Below are 26,781 nucleotides of genomic sequence, written 5' to 3' on the forward strand. Positions count from 1 at the left end.
AGACTAACATGGCAGCACATGATCATCACAACTGTTACCATCAATAACATTATATATCATTCTCTTGATGCAGAATAATCATTACGTGAAGTCGAAAAACTCCAAAAAAAACAGTATAACCAAAAGTTATAACACACCTGTTTCTATAATCAACTTTTAATACAGATAACAAACATAAACACCTACAATACAAAGAATAACGAAAAATAAAATCATAAAAAACAGCAGTCAAAAATTAAAATAAAAAAGGCGATTTCTCTGTTATTGGAATCAGGTTTTTACTCATCCGCCTATTTTTCCAGTGATAGTCTTCTGCAGGTTGGTTTTACCACAATCGGTGATAAAAAATTATAATTTTAAAAAGCGAATCGTTAAATTCGAAAAGTACACTATGAAATTAATACGCTAATTTTGCTTGCAATCAAACAAGATTGATGGAACACTTAACCTAAACTATAGCCCTAGACACTATAGTGCGGCAATAACGAGCGATTATCTTAAAACATGAAAAACAACATAAAGGAACAAAACGAAACGTTAAATCAATTGGATCAAAATTCAGCATTGCTAGCAGAACACCCCATTCTAGTAGAATTTAAAAACCTTATTCACCAGTATCCTCAGAATCACTGGGATCTCCAATTCTACTTGAAAAAGCTCAATATATCAAGAATAGCGTTACATCGATTGACGCTTTCAAGTAATGAAACTTCACCCAGCACGATCGTCAAGGAAATTGTTGCAAGTGAGATTGCCAAAAAACTAGCTTCTACGGAGATTCCGATTAAAGAGTTGACTTCGTATTATGGTTTTAGTTCATCAGCATCATTAACACGGTTTATAAAAAAGCATACTGGTCTTAGTCCGCGAAAATTTAGAGCATTAAACGCATTGGATTATATTTAGACTTGTCCAGCGACTATCTCTCATTTCGATGGTTAAAAATTGAATATCTTTAGGTAAACCTTTTTACGATGTTTCATGATACTCATGCATTTACCAACATTTAATATTGATTCAATAAGGCTGCACAGTGAATAAAAATCAAGATAGTGCAGCTACTGCTTTTTGATAAGCTTGTAATTATTCAGCGATTCGTCCTTTTGAACAGTATACTGATCTTTGAGTTGCATCACCCAACCCTCACCCTCTATTCGCTGTCCTTCGATTTTAGTAGGCCTACTAACGGTTATTTTATCCCAATTGGGCGCCATGAGCGCCCCACTTTTGACATCTAGAATCCCCCAGTTATCGGTGATCCTTATGGTTGGATAAACAGTTCCCAAATCTGTGATTGGGAGGATATTTCTCGGATCAAAAGACACATTCATTTTCTCAAATTTAATGGTCATAGGAGGCTGATCCACAAACAAGGAACGATATAATGCAATTTGCTTCTTTATTTTTTCCGCTCGTAATTGTTCTTCTGTGAATATCTGTTTTCCATTATACTCCGCTGTAATGGCTTTTACTGTTGCTGCAAGATCTTTCGGAAGTTCAATGTTCAATTCGCGCATAAAGAATACAGTTAAATCTGTATTTACTGAAATCTTTTGATTCCAAAGCGGATCCTTTAAACTCATTATATATCCATAGATGGGCGTGGTATTGTAGGCAAAAGACCTTACATAAGTGGGGTTCTTGAAAAATCTGTCTATTACATCAATGAAATGTTTTTTTGTTTTTTCTTTATCTCTCCCACTGATCATTACTCCGGTATACTCTGCAATCCCTTCATTAAGTTCCAATTGATTTTCAATATGGGCAGAGCCTGGAAAAAGTGAATTTCGATACTTCCGAAAAATCAAAGCATCCTTCAAGTGCATTCGTTGTTCATCTTGCGCGTCTGAACAAACCGCCTTTTTAAGCGCCTCCAATTCAAAACGTAAGTATATCCGTCCATTCTCTTGATCCAGATGGGTACTTTCGCTGTTATTTTGAACGAAGCCCAAAGCCGATTGTGCGGAATGAAACAATTCATGAGCCAACAAATTGATCCGTGCATAATAATCTTTAGATAAAGGCAACATAATCATCGCCCAAGTGCGGCCATTCCACGTTAAAGACGTATTGGCAATATTTACACTGTCGGGCAATTTACCAATATAGCTATTTTTATATTGCACAAACGAACTATCGGCACCAAAGTTATTACTAAATAGCTGTCGTGTCTGAGGCTCCACCAAAATAATATCACCATATAAATCCCTATTCCATAACGAATAACCAATTTTAGTTGCAGTTTTAATTTCACTAAAATATTGAACGATACTGTCTGGCTTTGTCTCCTTAGATTCTTGTCCAAGCGCTAATGCACTGAGCAAAAGATATAGAAACGTTATAGATATTTTCTTCATTAAACACTTGTGAAAACGGTTATAAATGATATTTTTTAGTTAAAAAGAGATTATTAGAATTTGACAAACATCTTCTTTTAAATCCCTAAAAATACATTATATCACTAAAATATCTATCATTAAACAAAAAAAGCACACTTAATATGTGTACTTTTTTGCTCAACATAGACTATGCTGTGTTTATACATCAATATAAAGACTCTTTGAACTACAAAGTCTCCTTGAGATATACTACTGATTCCAAGTTCAATCCATCGAGTCTGCTAATACCTGGTTGTTTTACAAATCCATTCTGTTCAAAAAGTCCGATCAACGAACTTCTTAAGGGTTCATTGATCCAAATCACGTCGTAGGTACTGCATACGGCAAGACATTTGTCCATTAATGATACCTCCATTTGCTGCAAAGCCTCATGCTGGCAGACACCGAAATCCGCGATTCGAATCACACGTTTACCTGCCAAGCCATCCGGCTTCTGCCCTTTCGAGGTTATTCTGGCATAACCCATCGGCTGATCGTTAGCATATACTACCAGCCATTGATTTGACATACTGTTTATTTCGTTGACAAGTGTTTTGGAATTAAAACTATCAGCAATGTAATTGTCTAGTTCAGCTGGCTCCACTAAGCTGCCGAATTTTTCTAGGGCTAGAGTTTTGGTGAGCATTGACAACGCTTCAATTCCCTGCTCTGTTGCTACCGTAAATTTTGTGACTATATTCATATGTGCATCTACTATTAAATACACAAATGTACATGCTATCACTTGCTATTATTCGATACACATTGTTCATTTAGCATCAGTACAGGCTCCCACATAAATAACGACCTATATGCTGGATCGCTTCTATTCGTTTAGCAGAAAACTTGTCCGCGATGACCAACCTAAAATAATGTTCAAAAGTATTCGCAAAAGAGAACGTATAGCCCGGCGTAAATCTTGCACCAATTTTTTCACACTGCGCGTAAAAATCCGCCATATCTGTACTTTTAGGCATTTTAACCCAAAGATTATACCCACCTGCAGGTGTGATCACTTTGGTTTTTTCAGGAAAACTGGAAGCGATTAGGTTGGTGGCCAGATAGGCATTTTTTGCCAGTTGCATCTTCAGTGAACGAATATGCCGATCGTAACTGCTGCTACCGATCAAACGGTTTACGGTCTCCTGATTCAGAGGAGAAACTGTACTGCCCAATGCAAACTTGATCTGTTCAGCATCTTTCAGAAATCGCCCTGTGCTTAACCAACCCAGCCGAATTCCAGGTGCCAGGGTTTTTGAATACGATGAATACGTCATGACCAATCCGCTTTCATCAAATTGTTTTAGTGTGGATGGTCTGCTCCCCTGAAAGTTCAGGTCTCCATAGATATCGTTCTCGATTACAGCAACATGATATTTATGAGCAATCGCCAATAAAGCAATTTTCTGTTCATCTGAGAGCAAAATACCTGTTGGATTATGAAAATTCGGTGTTAGGACGACTGCTTTTACAGCACTTCCTTGACACGCTTGTCTAAAAAAGTCTATATCAAAACCATCTTTAGTAAGAACAGGAATTTCAATAACGCGCAGCTTGAGCACCCGAATGACCTCCAATACAGAAAATACGCACGGACTTTCCACAGCAACAATATCTCCGGCTTCACATGCAGCAGCCAAGGCGATATACAAAGCCTGCAGGGCGCCATCTGTGATCAGCAGTTCATCTGCATGCAGTAAGGTCTGATAGGAGGCCGCACGCCTGATAATATTGTCCTTCAATTGTACCGAACCGTTAGATGGATAATAGCGTAGTAACCCTGCCCCTTGTTCCCGAATGACCTGCTGCATGGTCCGAAGTAAAAGTTTTTGCGGAACAAGAAGGTCCCCTGGGGCAGCAACATTAAATTCCGAAAAACCCCGCCCCACAGGTGACGCTGTTGTCAGACCAAGCCCTTGCTCAAAGACAGCATCCCTTACTACCGGTGGACGTCGACGCCCTTCCGGTTCTGCCAGCATTTCATTCTTCGCACTGACATAGTAGCCAGATTTCGGAACGCTCTCCACCAAACCAATAATCATAAGATACTCATAACCTGACTGAATAGTACTCATACTTAAACCGTAGTAATCTTTAAACTCGCGTACTGAAGGCAGCTTTTGCCCCGGTTTATAGACTCCTGATTTTATATTTTTCTCAATTGCTTGTGTAAAAATTTCAAATTTATAGCTCTTCATCTGTATTGATCACTTTTACCTATACTGTACCTGTATCTCAAATCTAATCAATCTAAATTTGTCTAAAAAAGAAATGACAGGTAATTATCAAATCAATAGCCCTAGCGAATTACGTGCTCTTCCACAGGAGGTATTACCCGAATTAAGTCAGGAACTAAGAAACTTCCTCATTGACCATATTGCTACACATGGCGGTCATTTTAGTTCAAGCCTTGGTGTTGTAGAACTTACTATAGCAGTTCATTATGTATTTAACACCCCTAAGGATAAATTGATCTGGGACGTTGGTCATCAGGCTTATATCCATAAACTACTCACAGGGAGAGCGGCTCGCTTCCATTCGAACAGACTTCTAGGCGGCATAAGCGGATTTCCTGTTATGGAAGAAAATAACTTTGACGCCTTTGGTACAGGTCATTCTTCCACATCCCTATCAGCAATTCTGGGTATGGCCTGCGCAGCCAGGTATAAGGGTGATAACAGCCGTCAACACATCGCTGTTATCGGCGACGGCGCCATGACTGCCGGTCTAGCATTCGAAGCTTTAAATAATATAGGTTTCGAACAGCCTAACCTATTGATTATATTAAATGATAACGATATGTCTATTGATGCCGGTACGGGAGCGCTACAAAATTATCTGACCGACCTGACCTCGGGGCAAGCCTATAATCAGTTCAAATCACAGATCAAAAAGCTGCTGTCATCCCATAAAGATCGGACACAATGGTCAATTGCTGCGATTAGAAAAATAGAGAAATTGATAAAAACAGGGCTATTTGCTTCGAGCAATATTTTCGAGGCCTTAGGAATACGTTATTTTGGACCACTGGATGGTCATAACCTCCACAAGCTTATCAAAATATTTGAACAGTTGAAGCATATCCCCGGGCCCAAAATAGTGCATTGTGTAACACAAAAAGGAAAAGGTTTTACACCAGCCATGTTAAACAAGGCGGAATGGCATGCCACAGGGAAATTCGACAAACTGACAGGTATACGGTTAGAAAACCAACTACCGCAACTCTACAAGGAAACTTTTCAGCAAGTGCTGGGCGAAACGCTGATACAGCTCGCCCAACATAATAGCCGTATTATCGCTATAAGCCCAGCTATGCTTTCCGGCAGCAGGCTGACGGCAATGAAACAGCAGATGCCTAACCGCGTTTTTGATGTTGGTATCTGCGAGCAGCATGCCATTACTTTCTCCGCAGGCCTTGCTGCTGATGGGCTACTTCCTTTCTGTGTGATCTATTCGACATTCTTACAACGCGCCTATGATCAACTAATCCACGACGTCGCTTTACAGAAATTACCGGTCGTGTTCTGTATCGACAGGGCCGGCGTTGTCGGCCCCGATGGCCCCACCCATCAGGGGGCATTCGACATTGCTTTTCTTCGCTGTATACCCAACATCGCAGGCGCTTCGCCCATGACGCTCACAGACTTTAAAAATTTGTTGTTCACGGCTCAGGACATCACTCTTGACGGACCGCTTGCAATCCGCTACCCAAAAGGCCCAGGTGGTCGAGAGAAGCAATCAGACAAATTTATAAGACTTGAAATTGGAAAAGGAAGAAGGCTTTGTTCAGGGCAAGACATTGCCATACTCTCTCTTGGGCCCGTTGGTCAATATGCACAGGACGCATGCAACGAACTGCTCCGGGAAGGCATGCAGGTTGGGCACTATGATCTACGGTTCTTTAAACCGCTCGACGAAGCGTTATTACATGAAGTATTCCAATCATATTCCTATATCATCACTGTTGAAGATGGATGTATAGCTGGTGGAGTAGGAACTGCAGTACTGGAATTTATGACCGAACATGGCTACTCAGCGACCTTGAAGCGACTTGGCTTGCCCGATACTTTTGCAGTACAGGGTACACAGCAACAGCTTCACCAACTTTATTACTACAATAAGCAGGCTATTATCGCCACGGTGAGACAGCTATACACGGGCCCGCTCGAATCGGCAGGCTCAGGGTGTAGCCTTAAGCCGAACGAGTCTTCCCCAAACAGTTAACTTAGTCACAATAGTAGTGCTTAAACAATATAGATTAAACTATCATTTGGTCTGATCATAGGATCTAAACAGCAAAGGGCCGACCCTGTCAGACATTCAGCTTGCGAAGCTTTCCTAAAAGGTCTTTTTGTCAGGACATGCCTTTCATAGATTTACTTCGTCTTTCAATTGTAAAAAGAATCTATAAGAACCAAAACTGCTTATATCTTCTAAGACAAACATCCAGAAAGGTACGGTGTTTGTGGCTTACATGAAAGAAACAATGTTGTTTCTTTCATGTAGCAATTCATACCATGAAACACTTATTCGTCCTCCTTGCTATAGCGACAGGCTTATTTCTGATCAGCAAGGTTTGCTTTTCACAAAAAGGGAAAGATTCAAAACCGTCAATACAAAATACTATGAATACTATAAATCAAAAAGATCATGTTGTCTATTTTGCCGGAGGATGCTTCTGGGGAACTGAGCATTTCTTTAAACAAGTCCGCGGGGTCACGGCAACCGAAGTTGGCTATGCCAATGGAAACCTTCAGCACCCTTCATACGCACAAGTTTCGACAGGAACCTCAGGTTTTGCCGAAACGGTAAAGGTAACCTTCGACCCGGAGCTTGTCGATCTAAAGCTTCTCGTAGACCTTTTCTTCAAAACAATTGATCCAACTTCATTAAATAAACAAGGCAACGATATCGGTACACAATACCGTACAGGAATCTATTATACCAATGCGGATGATGCCGCTGTTATCAAAGAACAGATAGCTGCTTTAGCAAGTCAATACAACAGCAAAATCGTGGTGGAAATAGAACCTTTACAGAATTATTATAATGCTGAAGCTTATCATCAAAAATACCTGGACAAAAACCCTGGCGGTTATTGCCATATAAGCCCTGATTTATTTAAACTTGCGCGAAATGCCAACCCCGAAAAAGCGAAAGCGGACGTTAAAAACACGTATAAAAAAGCAGATAAGGAGACCTTGAAGAAAGAGTTGACTACATTGCAATACGATGTTACACAAAACAGTGCAACGGAGCGCGCGTTTGACAATGCCTATAATGATGAATTTAGGGAAGGTATTTATGTCGATATCACAACCGGAGAACCCTTATTTGTTTCTACAGATAAATTTGAATCGGGATGTGGGTGGCCCAGTTTTTCCAAACCGATTAGCGATAGCCTGATTCAAGAACACTCCGACAATTCGTACGGGATGCGCAGAACGGAAGTACGCAGCAAAACTGGTGATGCACACCTTGGCCACGTTTTTAACGATGGACCGGCAGATAAAGGTGGTCTGCGCTATTGTATAAACAGTGCTTCACTTCGATTTATTCCAAAAGACAAGATGAAAGCACAGGGTTACGAAAAGTATTTGCCATTATTGGTAAAAAAATAGGCTGCAGCGCCTCATTGGAGGCGCTTGCTCTGAACATTTCAGAATCCTTCAGGCTACCCTTATAATAACCTATTATTCAATGCAAAAACCAATGCTTCATTCATGTTGCTTACCCCTAGCTTTTCAAATAATTTTCGCCGATGAAATTTCACCGTATCAATGGAAACGAAAATTTTCTCCGAAGTTTCATGAATGGTCAGACCTCGATGATAAAAACGTAAAATCTCTATTTCACGTTCGGTAAGATTAATCTTTTTCTGGGAGTTCCATTTCCCAGTCAACAGATCCAATTCCCATACTAAGTTGGAGTGCAACTTTTCGATAGTCACGTTACCTGAAGATATATTAGTGGATAAAGACACGATACAAATTGCTTTCCATATTTTCCCCTCTTCTGTCAAAAAAACAGGTGTCAGTTTATGATTAATTAAAATAAACTTGTTGTGTGCATTTTGTATCTGAAAATCATACGATATAACATAAAGCTTCCGTTCCTCAATGGGTATTTTTTCATAAAAGCTAAACCCCGCTTCGTTAATCTTAATGAGCATCTGGAAATCATCAGATGGAACATATTTTTGATAAAAGCCATAGCCCATTTCCATCACCTCTTTGGCTGTTAAACCAGCTAGAAACAGCGGGTTGTCTGAAACAAACTCAAAACTTTTAGCTTGGTAATCGATTAGGTAAATACTCTGATAAGTAATCCGTGAGAAGGCTTTGACGAGCTCAATATAGCCGTGGGTCTGCTGGATGTCCTTTTCTGAAAGACGATCAACAGTATTTTTTTGTGAAAATAGCGCGTTAAAATCCATAACGAAATTCTAAATGTCGAAGTTAATTAAAACTACACTCAAGTGTAGCTTTTATTTGGACAAACTGTAATACTTTTGGACAAAACAGCTAAGAAATATAGCTAACTGAACGAAAAGCCGGAAAAAACATAAAACCACTTCTTACACAAATGCTTATTAACACTATTCAAATTCGAAATATTGGAATCGCTATCGGGATCTTATTTTTTGGAAACAGCTATGCACAGCAGAAAATTGAGGTTCTAAATTTTGGGACATTTCACATGAGCTATACGCCTGATGCACATAAAGTGGAATTTGACGAAAAAGATCAAAAAAACAGAAAAGAAACATACCAAGTAGCCAAACTATTGGCAGACTTTAAACCAACTATCATCTGCGTGGAAATCATTCCTGAAAAAAACGAAGAATTGAACGGCGATTACAGCTCTTTTATTAAAGATAAAGGATATAAAGCTAAGTTCGGTGGTGAAATAGCCATAATTGCATATGAAGTTGGCAAACTTGCAGGGGTAAAAAAAATTTATGGAATTGATGAACAACAAACTGCTGCTTATAATTACAACATTGCAAATGAGTTGGAGAATCAGGTAGACAGTGTAACCTATAAAAGCTACATGGGAAAAATTATGCAGGAATTCACCCATATTGATAAACTCTCCATTTTAGAAAAATTAAAGGTATTTAATCAAAAAGAGACCTTGCAAAAGTTTATCAATGTAAACGCCGATATCTTAACCTACAGCAGTACAAAAGGTAATTTTGAAGGAGCAGATGAAGCCAGTAAATTCTACCGAAGAAATCTACGGATATTCTCCAATTTAAATCAGATCCCAGTCACTGGGCAGGATCGAATTTTGCTAATCACGGGCGCTACTCACGCAGCTTTCCTTGGTGAACTTTTGCAACGGAGCCCCAAATACAAACTCGTAGAGGTTGCCGAATACCTTCAATAAAACCATCGGTAAGCAAAGACTCTTTTGGCGACTTTCGAATGAAACAGATTAACAAACCTTAATTACTTAAAGAAACACTTCAACATGATCACATGCAGAAACTGTGGCACGGGCATTACATCAAAATTCTGTCCCGATTGTGGCCAACCTGCGACGCTAAAAAGGATAGACGCTCATTACATCACCCACGAAATAGAACATGTGCTTCACTTTGAACGCGGTATTCTCTATACCATTCGAGAATTGGTGACAGCTCCAGGTAAGAATGTGCAAAACTACATTTCTGAAAATCGCAGCCGACTGGTCAAACCTATTATTTTCGTTATTGTCACATCTTTAGTGTATTCTATTATTGCCCACTTTTTCCATACTGAAGAGCGCTATTTGCAATCAATCGACAGCCATGGTATTGAAAGCAAACTCGTCATCACAACCAACATCTTTCGATGGCTACAAGGTCATTATGGTTATGCTAACATTATTATGGGGTTCTTTATTGCCCTTTGGACTAAATTATTTTTTAAAAAATACGGTTATAATCTTTTTGAAATCATCATCTTATTATGTTTTATTATGGGGATGACAATGTTAATTTATGCACTTTTTGCAATAATTGACGGTATCACGCACCAAAGTTTAATCCTATATGCAACTTTAGTAATTTGTATATATTACTCCTGGGCCATAGGACAGTTTTTTGATAAAGCTAAAAAGATCAACTATTTTAAAGCATTTGCCGCTTCAATAATAGGTTTTTTCTCCTATTTGATCGTCATACTTTTCATTGGTATTACATTGGATGTACTTATAAAATAGCATTTTTTTGACTGATGCAGACATGTATCTAAGAAGCCACCATCATCAATTGATGCGATAAATGGGATAAAGAAGATGTGACTCTTCATAATAAGGTGAATGTTTGTATATCCAATCCAGCTGCGCACTACTACTTGCAGCAAGTTTAGGGTTGTTCATCTTTTCGCGTTCAAAGGCAGATCTTAAATCTTTATTCTCTTTTAGAAGCTTGGCTGCTGTATCTTCAAAAACATAAGCTGAATAGTATTCTTTCTGTCCTAAGATCGCATCAAAGAAATTCCAATTAAAATAAGAGTCTATTGCTTCAGGTTCCAAGGTTTCCAGCAGAAACTTCACACCGTCCTGGTTCAAAGGGACCAAAAAATCACCGGCACTGAAGTTTACCTTGTTGGATTCCCTAAGGAGACTGGTGTCAAAATGTAAATAATGTCCTTCATATGGACTTGAAGTTGTCTTGAAATCCTTAATCCTATACTGTTCCACCGCAATAACAGAATCTTGTTTAAGCGGAATCATCTTGATTTGATTGAGTGTCAACAATTCAATAACTTTCCATTCAGACTGCGGAATGACATAATACGATGGAATCGTCACTTCTTTTGTCGGAACATATGTATTATATAACTTAACTTGTTTTGAAAACTTAGCGTTTCTATCATACCACAACCTATCTTTCGAAGAAACGTCACTTGGTTTATATTTTGCCTCGAAGCCCTTAAATTCCAGCGATTCATATTTTGATGAATCAAGCTTCCATGCTATGGCATATTTATCCCCTATTTGATATTGCTTTAGGTTTTCAGCTCTTTTTTGTTTAATCACCTTATAATTCTGTTCGATAAAATCCAAGTTACAACGCATATAGTCATAAGTCGCTTTGACACGTTCTTGATAAGGTTTCAACATATCTGTTTCCACAACAGTTCCGATTACATTAAATAGACTGGTGTAGCCTGTTGCGTATCTTGGCGAATCCATAAAGGTTGGAAAACCACCATCGGGCACATCGTTGTGGATGTTGACATAGGGAACAGACATAAATCCTTTCTTTTGGAGATCCTTGAGTAAGTTCTTTTGCATGTGGCTGTTAAAATAATTTCCCAAAAGGTTTCCTAAACGTTCTTTGTTTGTTGAGATATAGGTGAAGGTGTACTGATAATCGGCTCCATTGCTGACATGATTATCTATAAAAACATCTGGTTTGACCCATTGGAAAATCCGCTGAAAGCTCCGCGAGTTTTTAGTATCTGTCTTAATAAAATCCCTATTTAAGTCATAGTGTCTTGCATTTCCACGAAAACCATACTCTTCAGGGCCATTTTGATTAGCTCTAGAAAAGCTCCCACGATTTAACATCCCACTCACATTATAACTCGCCAGCGCAACAACAACAACATTTTGAGGTGCCTTTATCTTTCCTGTTGCCAAATCGCGCATAAGCATCATAGTCGCATCAATACCGTCTGGCTCTCCAGGATGAATACCATTGTTGACCAATAAAACGCACTTCTCTTCCCTAGCCACTTCCAGTGTCTTTCCAAACGGATTAAATACAACAACATCTATTGGTTTATTGTTATCGTCTTCTCCCCGTGTTTCATAGTGAATTGTTGTATATTTCCGTGCCAATTCCTGATAATATGCCCGCATTTCCTCAAAAGTTGTCGATTGATTGCCATTACCCCGTTCATAAGGTGTAAGTATTTGCGCATAACTTCTGCCAAAAAGCATGAAAGAAAATAATATCAGGAACTGTTTCATAAGATCAATTTAGGCTCCAATTTACGATAAACTTGTTAAAATGCGTAAGCAATTTCTACCTTCTATTAGGAACCGCTTCCCAATAAAACAAAATCCCTAAGAAATGTAGGGATTTTGTTTTTACGCTTTATCACTATTTCATTTGCTGACCTCATTTAATAATTCAATATCTTCCGTATCTAATTTAAGAGTCGGCGCCGCACATAGCGTATCCAATTGACTCTCACTTGTAGCACTTACAATGGGAGCGGTAATTAGCGGTTTAGCCAACAACCATGCTAATGCTACAGTAGCCTGTTTTGTCCCGTGTTTCTCGGAGATAACATCGAGCGCTTTTAGGACAGCTTTACCTTTAGCATCAAAATATTTTTTGATCCCACCACCCCTAGCCGTTTTATCAAAGTCAGCTTCAGTACGGTATTTACCGGTCAAGAAACCTGCAGCAAGCGACCAATATGGAAATACGCTCAAACCGTACTTCTCGACCAATCCCGCATAATCTGTTTCAAAACCTGCGCGCTCTACCAAATTGTAATGCGGTTGCAAAGCAACATATTTAGGAAGACCATTTTTCTCCGCAACATCAAAGCTTTCCGTTAACCGCATCGGCGATAGATTAGAAGCGGCAATATAACGTACCTTGCCTGCTTTTATTAAGTCAGCATAAGCCGACAATGTCTCCTCCACAGGTGTTACGTTATCGTCAAAGTGGGTATAGTATAAATCAATATGATCTACTCCCAATCGTCGCAACGATTCATCAGCAGATTTCAAAATATGTTTTCTTGAGATATCATACCCGTGCTCCTTAGTCTCGGATCCAACTTTTGTTGCGATTACTATATTTTGACGGTTGCCACGGCTTTTTAACCATTTCCCAATAATTTCTTCGGACTGCCCGCCGGTTCCATTCACCCACCAAGAATACGTATCTGCCGTATCGATAAAATTAAATCCTGCTCCTACAAATTTATCTAGCATTTCAAACGATTTTTGCTCATCTAATGTCCAGCCAAAAACATTCCCGCCAAAATTAATTGGAGCTATCTGCAAATCTGTGTGTTGTATTTCTACCTTTTTCATTGAAATTATCTGTTTATTGTTCCTTTAAATAAAAAATCGCTATGTAAGTACAGCTATAAAGCTAAAGTTACGGTATTCATCTTGAGCCACGCCAGCATTCTTCACATCTAAATGTCAAAAAGATTAAAGTACGCTATTGCAATTTAGTACGCAGTTACTATGATTATACTAAATTGCAGCCGACTTTCGATCAGATCATTGTGCTCATAGCTAAAAATCTTATCTTCGTACTCATGGCCCATATCAATCTGACCTTCTTTGAGCATGTCAGATAAAGCCTTCGATAGATTGAACAGATTACATTGATAAAACCCAATCATCTATGATCCCAATAGTATATAGACGAGCAATGGAAAGTGATTTGACTTTTCTTTTAGATCTACGATTAAAGACAATGACCCAACATTTAATAGCCGCTGCTTTACCCACAACGAGGGATTCACATCTACAAAGAATTAAATACAAATTTGAACATGCTGCTATCATTGAATACAACCATATCCCTATCGGACTTTTGAAAACCGAGAAAGGACGGGCTCATATCGAGTTGATTCAAATACAGATCGATCCCCGATACCAAGGGAAAGGGCTAGGAAAAAAGATATTAAAAGACCTTATAAATGAAGCAATTTACGAAGGGAAGTCGATTTCATTACATGTATTAAAAACCAATAAAGCGCAAAAGCTCTACTTTAGTCTTGGTTTCGAAATTATCGGAGAAGATGAGCATTCATATCATATGAAGTACTCAAACAAGGATAAGATTTTAAAAAACAGGTCGGCTCTTTAACCGACCTGTTTTTTCATTACTTTTCAATAGACGACATATCGATTACAAAACGATATTTCACATCACTATCCAATACTCTTTGATACGCCTCATTTACATAATCGATATCAATCATTTCTGTTTCGGGTAGAATATTATGTTCAGCACAAAAATCAAGCATATCCTGCGTTTCCTGTATTCCCCCGATGCTGGAAGCCGTTAGGATCTTATTTCCCCCCATGATTGAGCGTCCATTAATTTCCATGGGTGCAGCTGGAATCCCCACGCAAATATAAACTCCTTTTGTTTTCAATAATGCAAGATAGAGGTTATAGTCATGTGGTGCCGATACGGTATCAATAATAAAATCAAAATACGAGGAGAATTTCTTTATTTCATCGGCCTCATGGGTATTTAAGAATTTGTGTGCTCCAAGTAGAGCGGCATCGTCCTTTTTGCGTGGTGAATGGCTTATCATTGTAACTTCTGCCCCCATTGCCACTGCAATTTTAACAGCCATGTGTCCCAATCCGCCTAAGCCCAACACACCAACTTTATGCCCCTTACTAATATTCCATCTTTTTAATGGCGAATAGGTGGTGATTCCAGCGCAGAGTAGCGGTGCCACCTTTTTAATGTCCAAAGATTCCGGCACATGCAGCACAAAATCTGCATCCGCAACAATATTATTGCTATAACCACCAAAAGTAAAGCTGTGATCATGCATCACATCTTTACTGTTGTACGTCCAGACGGTCTTTTTTTCTGAACAGAACTGTTGTTGGTCTGACTTACAGTTATCGCATTCGCCACAGGAAGCGACCATACAACCGACACCTGCCAGGTCACCTTTTTTGAACTTAGTCACTCCAGGACCAACTGCACTTATCCGACCAACAATTTCGTGCCCGGGAACAATTGGGTATTGTGTACCACCCCACTCATCATGTACTTGATGAATATCGGAGTGACAAATCCCGCTGTACAAGATATCTATTAAAACATCGTTTGCACCAAGCTCTCTCCTTTCAAACTCCCAGTATTCAAGTGGAGAACTACTGTCTTTCGCCGCATAACCTTTCGACTTAATCATATTATCTTTTTTATAGACCACAATTTGGATACGAAGATATCTTCGATCCCCTATTTACGCTGTACTAAGTTAGCGGGTATCGATGACGAATAAAGAAAGGCAGGCACAATATTGACACTGCGCAAACAAAAAAACAAGTTTAAACATAGAACTATCCGCACAAGACCATGTATATTTGAGTTCATATAAATCACTTCAATGAAAAGAACCAGTCTAACGCTAGCAATTATTTGCTTAACATCAATGGCCTTCGCCCAAAAGATAAGCTACAAAGTGAACACGCAAAATTCGACAATCAAATGGAATGCGAAAAAAGTTGTCGGGGGACATGTGGGAACAATCAATATACAAGATGGAACGGTACAGACAGAAAAGGGGAAAATTACCGGCGGTGGTTTTACCATAGATATGAATTCCATGGCTTGTACTGATGCTCCTAAATTGACCGGGCACCTAAAAAATGAAGATTTCTTCAATGTGCCTACCTACCCCAGCAGTAAATTTGTCATCAGTAAAGTTGATAATAGCAAAGGTAATCCAATCATAACGGGTAATCTGACGATTAAGAATAAAACAAAATCGATCTCCTTTCCAGCAAAAGTCACCACAACTGCAGACGGACTTTCTGCTGAAGCTATAGGAGTTAAGGTAAATCGACTGGACTTTGATATACAGTATCGTTCAGCAAGCTTTTTCTCCGACTTAGGCAATCGCGCCATCGATGATGAATTCACCTTAGATATCGTGCTTAAGGCTGTAAAATAAAAACCTCATAAGAGCCCTCTGTTAATACAGGCGGCTCTTCCTTCATTGAATAATCGCACCGAGAATCGACATAATTTACTCGAGCTGCTTTTACACACAGACTACTTAAGGCTGTGATGTCACCTCATACCGGCACGGAAAATCCAACAGTGTGGCACTTATTCTTCCTCAGAAATAGCGCATTAGCGCTGTGCTACAACACTAAACAAAGACTCTGTTAAATTAGATTTGATTCAAATTGCACTTAGCAAGCGATAAGATTGATGAAAGTAAAGTTTTAAAATTATCTTTAAACTCGCTAAAGTAAGGTTAGACAAATTATATATGGAGAAAATAAAAACTTTTCAACAACACGAGCTTAATAGAATTAGAAAAAATTGGAGTGAAAGTGACCTCGCATTTGAAAAGTTGGGAAGATCTTCTAATATATCCGATTATTCGGATCGGGAGATCAATGAAATGCTGCTCGGTGTATATAAAGACAGTAAACACCTTATGGTCGATGAAGGCTACTTTATTGATCTCTCGAAAGCGCATAAAGCCAGTTGTATTTTGGTTGATGTATCCTATTCAAGACGTATCAAACCTGCTCCAAATAGCATACTTAATCTTCAGGATATCCGTAATTTTTACATTGAAGATTATTTTATAGAGACGAAAGAAGCATTCTCCAACAAAAATAAACATAAGATAACGGGTTATCTCAAAAAGATCGGCGGTATTAGTTTGGGTAAAGGGCAATACAATTATCTGTATTCTATTCCGAACGATTTCAAAACGTTTTTCGGTGATACACCGTCCGATCTGTTCTATCCTATACAACGTTATATCAACGGGTTATTTTTTGACGACGATTATCGAATTTCAGATTTTGAAGTCATCAGTAAGATTGTTATCAGTAAGACATAATTCCAATTGCCGGAGCAACCGCTCCAGGTTTCTTAATTGATAATCTCGCCACCATTCTGATCTAGTTTATCACGAAATTTTTCAAGTTCCTGAACACCTGGTTTTACCCATTCAGCAACCTCACCTATAATTTTTAATGGAAATTCAGATCTATAGGAACGTGTCGGATTTCCGGGAAACTTCTGGTCCGTCAGATTAGGGTCATGCTCATAATCACCGGTAGGTTCAACAATAAATACCCGCTCGCTGCGCTCACCTTTTGCCAGGGCCGCTGCAAGTCCGGCCCCATTCATCATACCTGTAAAATAAATATGATTCATTTTGAAGCCGGCTTGATAGTTAGAATTGAAGCCTGGAACCAATAAGTCGCCGATTTGTGCATCTGCTTTTGTACCGTGATAAAAAGGTCCCTTATCAAAGGGAATGTTCTTATAAGAAGAGGCCAACCTAGCATATTCACTTGCCATTGCTTCTTCTCCTAAACTTGTGTAACAGGCACAAATCTTCAAATACATTCTGGGCAATGCACTGGTAGTCCGATCATCACTGATTACCAATGCGTGATCTAAGGCTATGTGCAGCCATTTCAGACGATCCGACACCGTTTTCTGCTGCCGGGATACAAAATAGGCTGCAATAAACTTCTCATGGTCATCGCTTGCCTCCCGATAACCCTCTGCAAAAAAGGACAGCGCTTCATCGTGTCTACCGTTTTCTTCCAATTGTATGCCTTTTAGGCAAAGTTTGACAACCCCGTTAAATGGTGAAAATTCCATCGTATAAATTATTATCTATTCAACCGAATATTATCCTCGCTGTAGTTATAAGTGAACACCCTTAGTAACATCAGGACTTAAGCAAGGCTATGTATGTAAAAAGCCAGTTATTAAGAATAACCGGCTCTTCAACAAAATTGTTCTCTTATTTTCAATATTTCTCGCTGGAATCCTGAAAACAGTTGGCCTCCAGAGAGCAGCTAAATTATCCGATAGATGGTCTCCTTAGAATACAATATTGCCTTTGTGTATCAAGGAAGTCACCGGTGAAATACGAGAAACTGCTTCAGCGGAACAACTTGCATCAACAAAAACCATGCTTGCTTCATCACCCACTTTCGGCCATTGTTGATTTCCATTATTGTCCAAAGGCAATTTGTAGCGTGTCGCGAAAGCAAGTGTTCTAGATAAGCCGAATTCTGTTCCATAACCATAAAGCTCAGCAATAAGATTCGCTTTCTGCAGCATGTTTCCCGAGCCAAACGTATTCCAGTGATCCTGAATATTGTCATTTCCAATCAAAACCTCCACCCCATATTTCCGAAGTGTCGGAATAGGCATAATCATATTGCCAAAGGGCACAGAGGACACGATTCCCACCCCCGCTTCTGCGAGACGTGCCGCAATTTTTTCAGCGTCGACATTTGTGAGACGACTAAGTGCAAAAGCATGGCTAACAAAAGCTTTCCCTTTTAATTGGGGGTTTTCCAATGTACGGTCGATCAAAAACTCGATTGTCTTCATACCACTTTCTCCCATTTCATGGAGGTGTATGTCAATTCCCTTATTGTTATCAAGCGCCAACTGTGTAATCTGCTCCATACTTTTTTCGATACTTCCGTCCAAAGAGTACGGATCTACTCCACCTATGAAACTAACAGCATCCAGTTTTGCAACATCCTTCAAAATGGGTAAAGTATCCGTATAATAGAGGCCATGCTGTGGAAAAGCAACCAGCTCCGCTTCTACCGTGTGTTTTTTCGATGCCAGTGCCTTTTCCAAATTTGTTAACGATTTTAGTCCAGATGTTGGATCAACATTGAAATGTGAACGAATAAAATCAGTTCCGTATGCCTGCAGAAAATTCAGCATTTTGCCCGTTCTTTCGACTGAGGTGCTTAACCATTCTGGGATCATCTTCTGCTCATACGCGATCATATCTTTTACGGTATGCCGTGTTGGCGATACAGCTTCCCATGGCAGACCAAACAACATTTTATCCAAATGGGCATGCATATCCTTAAAAGCCGGCAACATCAAATGTCCTTTTGCATCGATCGCATTAGCATTTGCAGTATTTGGTTTGATTCCTTTGATCTTACCCTCTTCAACTTCTACACAGAATAAAGCCGTATTTGTGCTTATAACTTCCTTTCCATCAAACTCGAATCCTGTCTCAAGCCGTACGTTTTTTAAAATATATGTTTTAGCTTTCATATTTATTTTGATAATATTCTTTTTCTCTAAAAATTACCGGACAATAGAAACGGTATTATTTTTCCACTTTTATTATTCAGTATCACCAAAACAAAGGTCGCAATGATTCTCCCAGATCTTTTGCAGAATACATCTCGATACTTGAACAATTTATCACAGCGCCGACTTTTGCTCAACAGTATGCATAAGGTGAAACTACAACGAATGTGCTTTCAGCCAGCATGAGACCAATGAGAACGACACTTAAAATACACTGTAGTAATAAATTGTCCAACAGATGGAATGAAAACCACATTGTAAAAACAGCCTTAGCTACTATTTTTGTATTAAACAGCGAAGCTTCTTCGGCTTTATCGAAAAAATTACAGCACAATAAAATGATGAAAACAACTTTAATACTCCTGATAATGATGAGCATAACAAATTCGTGCCGATCGGCATTAACAGAAAACTCATATACTGAAAATCCGTCCCAGGAAGAGATTATTAAATTGGTCACCAAAAATGACTTACAGGGAGTGAAAAAAGCGCTAGAAAATAATGCCAACGTGAATAGTGAAGATACGAATAAACGTTCTATTCTACTTATCGCGACAAACAACGGAAATATTGAAATGGCTAAATTATTGGTAGAGTATGGTGCCGATGTCAACCTTCAGGCCGACAATATGGACAGCCCATTTTTATACGCAGGAGCAAGTGGGCAAGTTGAACTCGTCAAACTTTTCTTATATCACGGCGCTCGCTTTGATTTATTTAATCGATATAATGGCACAGCTTTAATCCCGGCTTGTGAACGTGGATATGTAGAAACGGTAAGATTATTGGCCAATACCAAAAATTTCCCATTGGACCATGTCAATCGTTTAGGATGGACTGCTTTGATGGAAGCAGTTGTACTCGGTGACGGAAGTAAAAAATATCAGGAAATTATTCAGATTCTAAAAGATGCTGGGGCAAAATTGGATATTCCTGACTTCAATGGCACAAGCCCTTTGCAACACGCAAAACAAAGAGGCTTCAAAGAAATTGTTAAGATACTAACATCAGAAATATAAAGGTTCATCTTCCTTTAAATAACTTAAATTTGAATAAAATTTCAAGCAGTATCTCACTATGCTATCTGATTTTTCATTCTCAATGGCTAGTTTTGCAATATGCAGCATAAAATAATAGACAAAGTTGCTTTAATTAGCATTAAAGATAGGAAAATCCTGAGCACACGTTCCAAGACTAAAACAAAATTTTACTTTCCTGGTGGTAAACGAGAGAATAATGAATCCGATATTACCTGTTTAAAAAGAGAAATACTGGAGGAGCTTTCTGTGCACATCGTCGAAGAATCAATGCGCCTTTTGGGCACCTTTGAAGCAATCGCCGATGGACGAAATCAAGGTACGCTCGTAAGAATGATCTGCTACTTTTCTGATTTCGAAGGAGTATTGCATCCAGCGAATGAAATCGAGACATTTGAATGGTTAACCTATAAGGACAAACATAGGACTTCTGCCGTAGATCAGATTATCTTTAGCCGATTAAAGGAAATGAATCTTATCGATTGATAGAACAGATGAGCGTTGTTTCTCATACCAAAATATCAGACAACGCTTTTCCGTAATGTAATAACCGTAATTTCAGGCCAAACACCTATCCGACCTTTTAGGCCGTGAAAACCAAAACCGCGGTTGACATAAAGATATTTTCCTTGTTTTTGATAGAGTCCAGCCCACTGTTTATAAAAATATTGAATTGGACTCCATTTTAACCCAAATAGTTCTATCCCAAACTGCATACCATGCGTATGTCCTGCCAGCGTCAGATGGACATGTTGGTCATAGTCCAAAGTAACATGATCCCAATGTGAAGGATCATGAGACATCAAAATTTTGAAGGTATCCGCGTCCAATCCAAGGGTTGCTTTAGCAAGATCACCATATTGATGAAACCCTCCTTTCCCCCAATTCTCAACTCCAATTAACGAAATACGCTCACCTTGCTTTTCTATTGCTATCGATTCATTTAGCAGCAATTTAAATCCCATTTCATGATGAATTTCCTTAAGCCTATTCAAATTTAAGGCTTTTGATTCAACACTTTCCCATTGTACGTAGTCCCCATAATCGTGATTTCCAAGGACTGAAAACTTGCCCGAAGGAGCTTCTAATCGGTTGAAGTCCGAAACCCAGGGTTCCATTTCGGAAGCTTTATTATTGACTAAATCACCCGTAAACAATACCAGATCACTGTTTTGTGCATTTGCCAATTCGATACCTTTACGTACCCTTTTGATATCAGATAAACTACCAGAATGAATATCCGATAGCTGCGTAATTTTAAAACCGTCAAACGCCGTAGGTAGATCAGGAAAACTCAATACTTCCTCTCTCACTTTATAAAAATAACGACCTTTCGTTAAACCGAAAAAAATAACCAATAACATGGCCCCCGCCAAAAACAATACAATCTCACTCAAAAATATACTACGTGGAGGAAAGGAACGAAAAATACGCATCAGATCTTCAACAAATAAAAAGGGAACAGCAAGCAATTTTGGTATGAAAACAATTAAAAATGCTGTAATCAGACTTGTTGCTGTCTCCTGGACATCATAACCCGCTCTCCGCAAAAAAATTAATGTAAAAACACCAAAAAACAACAGGATATCAATCCCCCAATACATGTTCTGCCAAATCGAACCACGAATAACTGTACTGAAAGCCTGAAAAAAATAGATATCACCCAAAACAAATAAGAATAATATCAGTAAAAGTCTCTTTGCCATATTAACTAAAATATTGATTTTAAATTGCTAATGATATGCCAAAAGAGATTTTTGAGCTATTACAGCCCCTTTCATCGTAAATAGTGATGTCTATGTGACAATTGAAACTTTTTGCACTCCAATCAATCAGAAAACTATCCATAGTTTCCTCCAAAACATGTCAAGATGTCTGATTATCCCATAAATGAACCCAACCGAAATACTGCTTATTACTCCAAAATTCCAGTCTTTTGCATACATGCTCTCATTTTTTGGTAGGTACGCTCAATGTCTTGATCTAGACCAATGGAAAACCTGATCAATCCATCGGAAATACCCATCTTCAAACGATCTTCCTCAGGAATTTCTGACGACGTAGAGCTACCCGAACAGGAGAATAGGGTCTTATAGAATCCTAGGCTGACAGCTAAATACCCTAAATTTTCAGCCTGCATCAGTTCCATTAGTTCATTGGCTTTTTCGGTTGTTTCCACATCAACTGTCATTAAGCCACCAAAACCATAGGTTTCATGCATCATGTTTTTCATTAGTTCATGATCTCGATGCGACTGCAAGCCCGGATAAGATACCTTTAATCCATCTTTCTCAAACCGTTCGGCAAGATACATTGCATTATAACTATGTTGTTTCATCCGTATATGAAGTGTTCTTAAATTCTTCAATATACTTGCCGAACGTAAGCTGTCCATCGTTGGCCCCAATAACATACAGGCACCTGTGTTCACATTTTTCGTTTCATTAATAAACTCCTGACTTCCACAATAAACCCCACCGACTGTGTCACTGCTGCCATTGATAAATTTCGTTAAACTATGAATGACAATGTCCGCTCCCAAAAGTGTTGGTGAGATGGATAATGGAGAAAACGTATTGTCGACAATCAGTTTTAGCTTGTGTTTTTTACAGATGGCCGAAAGTTTTCTTAAATCTGCCACATGCAATAAAGGGTTGCTCACACTTTCACAATACAACACTTTTGTATTAGGTCTTATCGATTTTTCGAGTTCTTCGACATCATTAATATCCAAAAATGTCGTCTCAATCTGGAAAGGCGGGAGAAAATTTTTAAGAAAGGCATAAGTTCCACCGTAGATTGTCCTACTTGAAATGATATGGTCACCACTTTTACATAGTTGTAAAAGAACTGTTGTAATCGCTCCCATCCCCGAAGATGTTACATTGGCCGCAGCGGTATCCTCCATTTTTGCTAAGGCTTGTGCCAAATACAAATTCATCGGCGACGAATGCCTTGAATAGAGATAACAGCCTTCCGCATTCCCTTCAAATGTGTCGAACATTTTTTTAGCGGAAAGAAAAGTATAGGTAGAGCTATCTGAAATTGACGGGTTCACACCTCCAAACTCACCAAAGTATTGCAAATCTTGAATTTCATTTGCTGCATTAAAATTTTCCATGTTTTTATCTTTAAAATTGAGATATTTCAAATTATATTACAAGTAATTTTACTTATCTTAGAATATAAATCTATTATACAAACAATAATTAGTTAAAACATCTAGCTGATTTAAAACGAGCTAGTAAAAACCAAAAAAAAATCTATGCAATTTGACGAGATTGACCGTAAGCTATTGCGTTTTCTACAGGAAGATGCCAAACAAACGACCAAAGAACTCTCCTACAAACTGAGCTTGTCTGTAACAGCGGTCTATGAAAGAGTCCGTAAACTCGAAAATACTGGAATTATCGCGGGCTATGTCGCCATACTTGACAAAAAGAAAATAGCAAAAGACTTCCTTGTATTATGCCACGTAAAATTAACACAGCACAAAAAGGAGTATATTTTACAATTTGAAAAAGAGGTCATGAACCTTCAGGAGGTAACCGAGTGTTTCCACGTGAGTGGCGACTACGACTATATCCTAAAGATTTGTGTCCAGGATATGGCAGATTATCGCAGTTTTATGTTAACGAAATTAACGAGCTTACAGCATATTACAAGCACCCATAGCTCATTTATGATCGCTGAGGTGAAAAATACGATTGCAATTGATCTGTAAGAAAATTTAAACCAAAACACCATTTTTTGATGCTATTGCTTCCGGAAGATCCTCATCTCCCACCATTTGCAACACATCAATTTCTATGGTTCGACAAATCGAAAGCATAGGCACATCAAACATGAGTCCTCCAAAAGGATTTTCGGTATAATCGCCGACCAATTCCATCACAATATAAATCCATCCAATTACCACACAAAAAGGAATACTCGTCCATATCCCCCAGTCGCCCAATTTCGCAAATTCATTTACTAGGCCCAATGGGAGCAGAATGATGAGAATAACATTAAAGACAAATGCTGTACTGGCAAACTGTCTCGGTGAAGGAAATTTTTTGATTCTTTCTGCCTGACCTTGATAGTCGTAAAATTGATTCAGGCAATTCTGCAGTTGCGTTTGGTTAAAATCCGAAATGATTTGATCATTTTTCAATGCATTAACTTCCTTTGCTTGTTTAGAAATCAAATACGTTGCAAAATTTTTATAGGTACTCTGCAACTTAAACTCATCTGTAGAAAGGTATTTGCGCAAAAAAATCGATGTTCTACTGTAATCAGGAAAGCCAGCCTTTATCAGCCTGTTCCGTTTAACATTCATTGAACCAAAGTGTTTTTTCAAACTGACATGCTCCCATTCTGTCGGGATCAACAACTGCTCACGAAAAGTATATAACCAAGCGATATGGCGATAGGCAATCCTTTTCCTCCGCTCCTCCAAATCGGTATGATCACCATCTTGAGTATCAAAGGCATATAACATTGCAGTGAAAGAGCGACTTGAATTGACAATCCCTCCCCAGATTTTCCGGGCTTCCCAAAGTCTATCATAGGCCTGATTATTCTTAAACCCGACATAAAAAGCCTCAGCGGTTCCAATCAAAGCCAATGGCACCCAAGGAATTATCATCCACTGCCAATTAAAAAAATAATAGATGACCGCCACCAGAGAGCACCAAAGCGTCAGCCATATTAAATGTGCGCCCGCTAAATTAAATATTTGTCGATGGTTAAAATACTTGGTTGTGATCATAAAAATTAAATATCTTCCTTTATTAAAAACGTTATGAAAGTACAATTTAAATTGTAACTGTCCAATACGCTAAATTGTTTTCGACACGATGATATTTTATTCCGCTCATTTTTATAACAATAAACCTCGTCGCTTTTAATGGCTTATCCTTAAATTTACGGCTTCCATCCCTAAAAGGTTTCCTTATATCCAAAAAAATTGAAATAAGCCACCAGCGAAACTAGTTTTGAATAATTATTCAAAATTTATGATCAAATTAATTACTTTCAGTCTCATCACCTTTCTTCTTAACAACTTCCTGTTCGCCCAAACCGCCATTGTTGGTAAAGTCTCGGATCAATATGGCGCGTCGATCCCCTATGCTTCATTAGCCTTTCGTGCACTAGATGTAAAGAAAGATTCTCTCATTGAAAAAATAACAGATGAACATGGAAATTTTCAGTTAACGCTTACCGAAAAAGGGACTTACCTCGTTTCGATTCGCGTGGAAAATGTACTCAAAATGCAACAAAAAATTGAAATTAACGACCTTAAAGCCCCGCTAGCGTTCATTGTCCCAAAATCACTACTATCCAACCTCATGTTAGATGAAGTAACAGTAAATAAGCGCAAACCAACAATACAGCGAAAAATTGACCGCATCATTATGAACGTAGCACAAACCGCCAATGCTTCTGGAAAATCAGCTTTGGAATTATTTAAAATGGCTCCCGGGGTATTCGTTAACAATGGTCAAATCTCCATTAATGGAGTTGTAGGAACACGTATTCTTGTCGATGGCAAAAGTATTAACCTCGCGGGAAATGATCTCAGGAACTACCTTCAAACCTTGCGTTCCAACGACATCCAATCCATTGAGATTATCGCACATCCCTCGGCAGAGTTCGATGCAGAAGGCAGTGGTGGTATCATCAATATTGTGCTAAAAAAGCAAGATAAACAGGGACTCAATGGTTATATTGGCAATGACTATGCAATTGGGCTTGGAAAATATGTAACGTACACTCCTTATGCAGGTTTGAATTATCAACTAGGTAAAGTTGGTTTAATGGCAAGTTATTCCCATAGTCGTGCAAAGTCATACGAGGAACTAAAACAACGACGAGATTTTCCAAATCAGGGATTATATCAGCAAGAAACGGAAAACACTCAGACCAACAAAAACGACCGTATACGGCTTGGTGCGACCTATGATTTCACGGGGAAACAATTTCTAGGCTTTTCCTACACCGGTCAATACAGCAGTTTCCTTGGACCATCCATGGCGCATTCGACAATTACCTATCCCGATGCGGCAAAAAACATCCGCTCGCAAGGTAGCTTCCCATCTGAATCAAAATCTAACTACCAAAATCTCGGTTTAAATTATGTTTTGGAAACAGACAGTTTACATTCGAAATTCAGCCTTGCCATCGATTATACACACAATCAACGAAGCGGAAATAGTATCAGCAATAGTGTCGATTTCGATGCGAATGGTAACATACGCAGTGATACTTTGTTCAGATTGGATTATCCCAGCGAAGCAAAAATTTTTACTGGCGACGCAAAGTATAATTGGATAACTAAATCTGGAAGCAATTTATCAATTGGTGTAAAAGCGACCGCAACGGATATCATGAATACCAATCGATACCAGGTCTTTCATCAGGCCTGGATGCCAATGCCTGCCCTTGATTTCCAGTTCGATTACAAAGAACGAATTTATGCTACCTATGCAAATTATACGGGAAAATGGGCCCAAATAGATTATCAATTGGGATTAAGAGGCGA

24 protein-coding genes and 1 pseudogene are annotated in these 26,781 nt (G+C 38.8%); 13 read left to right on the forward strand and 12 right to left on the reverse strand.

What is annotated here, in order from left to right:
* Nucleotides 1-504 precede the first annotated feature (504 nt).
* On the forward strand, nucleotides 505-906 hold the full coding sequence (locus B2X72_RS02910; RefSeq protein ID WP_145326836.1) for a helix-turn-helix domain-containing protein: 402 nt from the start codon (nucleotides 505-507) through the stop codon (nucleotides 904-906).
* Between the two features lie 152 nt (nucleotides 907-1,058).
* Here B2X72_RS02910 and B2X72_RS02915 read toward each other — a convergent pair whose 3' ends face one another.
* The 3 genes from B2X72_RS02915 to B2X72_RS02925 all read right to left on the reverse strand — a co-directional run bounded on the left by B2X72_RS02915 (nucleotide 1,059) and on the right by B2X72_RS02925 (nucleotide 4,576).
* Complete coding sequence (locus tag B2X72_RS02915; protein WP_286848231.1) at nucleotides 1,059-2,357, reverse strand: hypothetical protein; 1,299 nt, start codon at nucleotides 2,355-2,357, stop codon at nucleotides 1,059-1,061.
* A 208-nt stretch (nucleotides 2,358-2,565) separates the two neighbouring features.
* Nucleotides 2,566-3,081, reverse strand: a complete 516-nt coding sequence (locus B2X72_RS02920) for an N-acetyltransferase (RefSeq protein ID WP_088161728.1) — start codon at nucleotides 3,079-3,081, stop codon at nucleotides 2,566-2,568.
* A 76-nt stretch (nucleotides 3,082-3,157) separates the two neighbouring features.
* Nucleotides 3,158-4,576 (reverse strand): PLP-dependent aminotransferase family protein, encoded by a 1,419-nt coding sequence (locus B2X72_RS02925; protein WP_286848232.1) that lies wholly within the window; start codon nucleotides 4,574-4,576, stop codon nucleotides 3,158-3,160.
* Between the two features lie 58 nt (nucleotides 4,577-4,634).
* On the opposite strand from B2X72_RS02925, the gene dxs reads away from it, so the two are divergent.
* The 3 genes and pseudogenes from dxs (at nucleotide 4,635) to msrB (ending at nucleotide 7,999) form a co-directional block, all read left to right on the forward strand.
* Nucleotides 4,635-6,602: a 1-deoxy-D-xylulose-5-phosphate synthase gene (dxs, locus tag B2X72_RS02930; protein ID WP_349681390.1), complete on the forward strand. Its 1,968-nt coding sequence runs from the start codon at nucleotides 4,635-4,637 to the stop codon at nucleotides 6,600-6,602.
* Nucleotides 6,603-7,003: 401 nt separating this feature from the next.
* Nucleotides 7,004-7,471: pseudogene (gene msrA / locus B2X72_RS26535) on the forward strand (peptide-methionine (S)-S-oxide reductase MsrA); the annotation flags it as partial.
* A gap of 108 nt (nucleotides 7,472-7,579) precedes the next feature.
* Nucleotides 7,580-7,999 (forward strand): peptide-methionine (R)-S-oxide reductase MsrB, encoded by a 420-nt coding sequence (gene msrB, locus B2X72_RS26540; protein WP_349681391.1) that lies wholly within the window; start codon nucleotides 7,580-7,582, stop codon nucleotides 7,997-7,999.
* A 59-nt stretch (nucleotides 8,000-8,058) separates the two neighbouring features.
* Here msrB and B2X72_RS02940 read toward each other — a convergent pair whose 3' ends face one another.
* Nucleotides 8,059-8,814: a response regulator transcription factor gene (locus B2X72_RS02940; RefSeq protein ID WP_145326840.1), complete on the reverse strand. Its 756-nt coding sequence runs from the start codon at nucleotides 8,812-8,814 to the stop codon at nucleotides 8,059-8,061.
* A gap of 149 nt (nucleotides 8,815-8,963) precedes the next feature.
* On the opposite strand from B2X72_RS02940, the gene B2X72_RS02945 reads away from it, so the two are divergent.
* Together B2X72_RS02945 and B2X72_RS02950 are read left to right on the forward strand one after the other, a co-directional pair.
* Entirely contained in the window at nucleotides 8,964-9,770 is an 807-nt protein-coding gene (locus B2X72_RS02945) for a DUF5694 domain-containing protein (protein ID WP_198385912.1), read from the forward strand.
* Nucleotides 9,771-9,854: 84 nt separating this feature from the next.
* Complete coding sequence (locus tag B2X72_RS02950) at nucleotides 9,855-10,586, forward strand: DUF3667 domain-containing protein (protein ID WP_083663647.1); 732 nt, start codon at nucleotides 9,855-9,857, stop codon at nucleotides 10,584-10,586.
* 45 nt (nucleotides 10,587-10,631) lie between these two features.
* On the opposite strand, the gene B2X72_RS02955 is transcribed toward B2X72_RS02950, so the two are convergent.
* Together B2X72_RS02955 and B2X72_RS02960 are read right to left on the reverse strand one after the other, a co-directional pair.
* Nucleotides 10,632-12,347 carry a hypothetical protein gene (locus B2X72_RS02955; RefSeq protein ID WP_286848233.1) on the reverse strand — a complete coding sequence of 572 codons (1,716 nt, stop codon included), beginning with the start codon at nucleotides 12,345-12,347 and terminating at the stop codon, nucleotides 10,632-10,634.
* Between the two features lie 138 nt (nucleotides 12,348-12,485).
* The gene (locus tag B2X72_RS02960; protein WP_286848235.1) at nucleotides 12,486-13,430 is read right to left on the reverse strand and encodes an aldo/keto reductase; all 945 of its coding nucleotides are present in this window, start codon (nucleotides 13,428-13,430) and stop codon (nucleotides 12,486-12,488) included.
* Nucleotides 13,431-13,752: 322 nt separating this feature from the next.
* Here B2X72_RS02960 and B2X72_RS02965 point away from each other — a divergent pair, with 322 nt between their 5' ends.
* A complete protein-coding gene (locus tag B2X72_RS02965) occupies nucleotides 13,753-14,220 on the forward strand; it encodes a GNAT family N-acetyltransferase (protein WP_286848237.1) in 468 nt (155 codons plus the stop codon).
* 16 nt (nucleotides 14,221-14,236) lie between these two features.
* Here the strand turns inward: B2X72_RS02965 and B2X72_RS02970 are convergent, their stop codons facing one another.
* Nucleotides 14,237-15,292, reverse strand: a complete 1,056-nt coding sequence (locus tag B2X72_RS02970) for an NAD(P)-dependent alcohol dehydrogenase (RefSeq protein WP_286767300.1) — start codon at nucleotides 15,290-15,292, stop codon at nucleotides 14,237-14,239.
* 198 nt (nucleotides 15,293-15,490) lie between these two features.
* On the opposite strand from B2X72_RS02970, the gene B2X72_RS02975 reads away from it, so the two are divergent.
* Nucleotides 15,491-16,057 (forward strand): YceI family protein, encoded by a 567-nt coding sequence (locus B2X72_RS02975; RefSeq protein ID WP_075992815.1) that lies wholly within the window; start codon nucleotides 15,491-15,493, stop codon nucleotides 16,055-16,057.
* Between the two features lie 324 nt (nucleotides 16,058-16,381).
* Nucleotides 16,382-16,966, forward strand: a complete 585-nt coding sequence (locus B2X72_RS02980) for a hypothetical protein (RefSeq protein WP_075992816.1) — start codon at nucleotides 16,382-16,384, stop codon at nucleotides 16,964-16,966.
* A 32-nt stretch (nucleotides 16,967-16,998) separates the two neighbouring features.
* Here the strand turns inward: B2X72_RS02980 and arr are convergent, their stop codons facing one another.
* Complete coding sequence (gene arr, locus B2X72_RS02985) at nucleotides 16,999-17,742, reverse strand: NAD(+)--rifampin ADP-ribosyltransferase (protein WP_075992817.1); 744 nt, start codon at nucleotides 17,740-17,742, stop codon at nucleotides 16,999-17,001.
* 225 nt (nucleotides 17,743-17,967) lie between these two features.
* Nucleotides 17,968-19,179 carry an amidohydrolase gene (locus B2X72_RS02990; RefSeq protein ID WP_075992818.1) on the reverse strand — a complete coding sequence of 404 codons (1,212 nt, stop codon included), beginning with the start codon at nucleotides 19,177-19,179 and terminating at the stop codon, nucleotides 17,968-17,970.
* Nucleotides 19,180-19,409: 230 nt separating this feature from the next.
* Between B2X72_RS02990 and B2X72_RS02995 the strand changes: the two genes are divergently transcribed.
* Both B2X72_RS02995 and B2X72_RS03000 read left to right on the forward strand, forming a co-directional pair.
* Nucleotides 19,410-20,237 carry an ankyrin repeat domain-containing protein gene (locus tag B2X72_RS02995; protein ID WP_232475539.1) on the forward strand — a complete coding sequence of 276 codons (828 nt, stop codon included), beginning with the start codon at nucleotides 19,410-19,412 and terminating at the stop codon, nucleotides 20,235-20,237.
* Between the two features lie 99 nt (nucleotides 20,238-20,336).
* Nucleotides 20,337-20,741, forward strand: coding sequence for an NUDIX hydrolase (locus B2X72_RS03000; RefSeq protein ID WP_075992819.1), 405 nt, complete (start codon nucleotides 20,337-20,339; stop codon nucleotides 20,739-20,741).
* Between the two features lie 35 nt (nucleotides 20,742-20,776).
* On the opposite strand, the gene B2X72_RS03005 is transcribed toward B2X72_RS03000, so the two are convergent.
* Together B2X72_RS03005 and B2X72_RS03010 are read right to left on the reverse strand one after the other, a co-directional pair.
* Complete coding sequence (locus B2X72_RS03005; protein ID WP_088161732.1) at nucleotides 20,777-21,961, reverse strand: metallophosphoesterase; 1,185 nt, start codon at nucleotides 21,959-21,961, stop codon at nucleotides 20,777-20,779.
* 209 nt (nucleotides 21,962-22,170) lie between these two features.
* Nucleotides 22,171-23,376: an aminotransferase class I/II-fold pyridoxal phosphate-dependent enzyme gene (locus tag B2X72_RS03010; protein WP_075992820.1), complete on the reverse strand. Its 1,206-nt coding sequence runs from the start codon at nucleotides 23,374-23,376 to the stop codon at nucleotides 22,171-22,173.
* Between the two features lie 144 nt (nucleotides 23,377-23,520).
* On the opposite strand from B2X72_RS03010, the gene B2X72_RS03015 reads away from it, so the two are divergent.
* Entirely contained in the window at nucleotides 23,521-23,979 is a 459-nt protein-coding gene (locus B2X72_RS03015; protein WP_088161733.1) for an Lrp/AsnC family transcriptional regulator, read from the forward strand.
* 6 nt (nucleotides 23,980-23,985) lie between these two features.
* On the opposite strand, the gene B2X72_RS03020 is transcribed toward B2X72_RS03015, so the two are convergent.
* Entirely contained in the window at nucleotides 23,986-25,008 is a 1,023-nt protein-coding gene (locus B2X72_RS03020; protein WP_075992821.1) for a bestrophin family protein, read from the reverse strand.
* A gap of 247 nt (nucleotides 25,009-25,255) precedes the next feature.
* Between B2X72_RS03020 and B2X72_RS03025 the strand changes: the two genes are divergently transcribed.
* On the forward strand, nucleotides 25,256-26,781 hold a 1,526-nt coding region (locus B2X72_RS03025; RefSeq protein ID WP_286848240.1), incomplete at its 3' end, for an outer membrane beta-barrel protein.

Source organism: Sphingobacterium sp. UBA7253 (assembly GCF_002472745.1).
Taxonomy (GTDB): Bacteria; Bacteroidota; Bacteroidia; order Sphingobacteriales; family Sphingobacteriaceae; genus Sphingobacterium; species Sphingobacterium siyangense.

What these genes read in the sequence shown, in the direction of transcription:
- B2X72_RS02910 (WP_145326836.1), top strand. Translation starts at nt 505, where the DNA reads ATGAAAAACAACATAAAGGAACAAAACGAAACGTTAAATCAATTGGAT.
- B2X72_RS02915 (WP_286848231.1), bottom strand. Translation starts at nt 2,357, where the DNA reads ATGAAGAAAATATCTATAACGTTTCTATATCTTTTGCTCAGTGCATTA.
- B2X72_RS02920 (WP_088161728.1), bottom strand. Translation starts at nt 3,081, where the DNA reads ATGAATATAGTCACAAAATTTACGGTAGCAACAGAGCAGGGAATTGAA.
- B2X72_RS02925 (WP_286848232.1), bottom strand. Translation starts at nt 4,576, where the DNA reads ATGAAGAGCTATAAATTTGAAATTTTTACACAAGCAATTGAGAAAAAT.
- B2X72_RS02940 (WP_145326840.1), bottom strand. Translation starts at nt 8,814, where the DNA reads ATGGATTTTAACGCGCTATTTTCACAAAAAAATACTGTTGATCGTCTT.
- B2X72_RS02945 (WP_198385912.1), top strand. Translation starts at nt 8,964, where the DNA reads ATGCTTATTAACACTATTCAAATTCGAAATATTGGAATCGCTATCGGG.
- B2X72_RS02950 (WP_083663647.1), top strand. Translation starts at nt 9,855, where the DNA reads ATGATCACATGCAGAAACTGTGGCACGGGCATTACATCAAAATTCTGT.
- B2X72_RS02955 (WP_286848233.1), bottom strand. Translation starts at nt 12,347, where the DNA reads ATGAAACAGTTCCTGATATTATTTTCTTTCATGCTTTTTGGCAGAAGT.
- B2X72_RS02960 (WP_286848235.1), bottom strand. Translation starts at nt 13,430, where the DNA reads ATGAAAAAGGTAGAAATACAACACACAGATTTGCAGATAGCTCCAATT.
- B2X72_RS02965 (WP_286848237.1), top strand. Translation starts at nt 13,753, where the DNA reads ATGATCCCAATAGTATATAGACGAGCAATGGAAAGTGATTTGACTTTT.
- B2X72_RS02970 (WP_286767300.1), bottom strand. Translation starts at nt 15,292, where the DNA reads ATGATTAAGTCGAAAGGTTATGCGGCGAAAGACAGTAGTTCTCCACTT.
- B2X72_RS02975 (WP_075992815.1), top strand. Translation starts at nt 15,491, where the DNA reads ATGAAAAGAACCAGTCTAACGCTAGCAATTATTTGCTTAACATCAATG.
- B2X72_RS02980 (WP_075992816.1), top strand. Translation starts at nt 16,382, where the DNA reads ATGGAGAAAATAAAAACTTTTCAACAACACGAGCTTAATAGAATTAGA.
- arr (WP_075992817.1), bottom strand. Translation starts at nt 17,742, where the DNA reads ATGGAATTTTCACCATTTAACGGGGTTGTCAAACTTTGCCTAAAAGGC.
- B2X72_RS02990 (WP_075992818.1), bottom strand. Translation starts at nt 19,179, where the DNA reads ATGAAAGCTAAAACATATATTTTAAAAAACGTACGGCTTGAGACAGGA.
- B2X72_RS02995 (WP_232475539.1), top strand. Translation starts at nt 19,410, where the DNA reads ATGAGAACGACACTTAAAATACACTGTAGTAATAAATTGTCCAACAGA.
- B2X72_RS03000 (WP_075992819.1), top strand. Translation starts at nt 20,337, where the DNA reads ATGCAGCATAAAATAATAGACAAAGTTGCTTTAATTAGCATTAAAGAT.
- B2X72_RS03005 (WP_088161732.1), bottom strand. Translation starts at nt 21,961, where the DNA reads ATGGCAAAGAGACTTTTACTGATATTATTCTTATTTGTTTTGGGTGAT.
- B2X72_RS03010 (WP_075992820.1), bottom strand. Translation starts at nt 23,376, where the DNA reads ATGGAAAATTTTAATGCAGCAAATGAAATTCAAGATTTGCAATACTTT.
- B2X72_RS03015 (WP_088161733.1), top strand. Translation starts at nt 23,521, where the DNA reads ATGCAATTTGACGAGATTGACCGTAAGCTATTGCGTTTTCTACAGGAA.
- B2X72_RS03020 (WP_075992821.1), bottom strand. Translation starts at nt 25,008, where the DNA reads ATGATCACAACCAAGTATTTTAACCATCGACAAATATTTAATTTAGCG.